Annotated in this window: 1 protein-coding gene; it reads left to right on the top strand. The window is 30.9% G+C overall.

All coding sequences use genetic code 11. From position 1 onward, the window contains the following. Positions 1 to 43: 43 nt before the first annotated feature. Positions 44 to 1,269, top strand: a protein-coding gene (locus tag MK851_RS15595) for an IS3 family transposase (RefSeq protein WP_413788396.1) whose coding sequence is annotated in 2 segments (ribosomal slippage) — positions 44 to 428 and positions 428 to 1,269 — 1,227 coding nt in all. Because the reading frame shifts where the segments join, the coding sequence is not laid out codon by codon here. Positions 1,270 to 1,310 lie beyond the last annotated feature (41 nt).

Genomic DNA, 1,310 nt, shown 5'->3' with positions numbered 1-1,310 from the left:
ATGTCTCGTCCTAAAATAAGTTGACACAATTTAGACTTATTTTATGAAAAACAATGTATCCAAGAAGAAACGCACACAATGTGATTACAACTTAGGCTTTAAATTAGCTGTAGTTTCTCAAGTAGAAAAGGGCGAGTTAACCTATAAACAAGCTCAAAAGAAGTATGGTATTCAAGGTAGGAGTACTGTTTTGGTTTGGTTAAGAAAACATGGTATCTTAGACTGGAGCAAACCTGCCTTACTAATGAAATCAAAATCCAAAGAAACACCTGCCCAAAAAATAAAGCGATTAGAACGGGAGTTAGAAGATCAGAAGTTAAAAAACATGATTCTCAATAAAATGATTGATATCTCTGATAGTCAATATGGAACTTCTATTAGAAAAAAGTATTTATCTCAACACTCCAAAGCATCAGACAAGAACAAAGGATAAGTTTATCTCGTTGTTGTCGATTGTTTGAGATATCAAGACAAGGATTCTATCAAAGCATTAAGCGAGAGAACGCTCGAAGATCAGAACGTTCTAAAATTAAACCTTTAGTTCTAAAAATACGTATGCAAATGCCTAGAATAGGTACTCGAAAGTTGTATTATTTACTAAAGAAAGAGTTTAATAATCAAGGAATAAAAATAGGTAGAGATGCCCTATTTGATTATTTACGCTCAGAATCCATGTTAATCAAACCTAAAAAGAATTACACTAAAACCACTAACTCTAAACATTGGTTACGCAAGTATCCCAATCTAATCAAAGAAACAAAGATAGTGCGCCCAGAACAATACTTTGTCAGTGATATTACCTATGTAAAAAGTAGAGAACGAACCCATTATTTATCTTTGGTGACCGATGCTTTTAGTAGAAAAATTATGGGATATCATTTAAGTAATGATATGAGTGCAGAAAATGTAGTTAAAGCCTTAACTATGGCCATTAAAAATAGAATTACATCTGGACCAATGATTCATCATTCTGATAGAGGATTACAATATTGTTCTACAATATATCAAAACAAGTTAGCCGAAAAAGGAATAAAATCATCAATGACCGATGGATACGACTGTTATCAAAATGCTTTGGCAGAAAGAATTAATGGAATTTTGAAACATGAATTTTTAATTTATAAATGTAATACAGGTAAGGAATTAGAAAAACTCATAAAACAATCAATAAATATTTATAATAATCTAAGACCTCACTTGAGTTTGAATATGAAAACACCTAATTTTATACACAATAAAAAACCAGAGAAGCTAGCTTCTCTGGTTTAAATTATATTTTTTAATATGTCAACCTATTTTAGGACGACTCA

This window comes from Tenacibaculum sp. 1B UA, from assembly GCF_033978845.1.
Classification (GTDB): Bacteria; Bacteroidota; Bacteroidia; order Flavobacteriales; family Flavobacteriaceae; genus Polaribacter.
The sequence above is the reverse complement of the archived record's forward strand: the minus strand, read 5'-3'. Positions and strand labels throughout refer to the sequence as shown.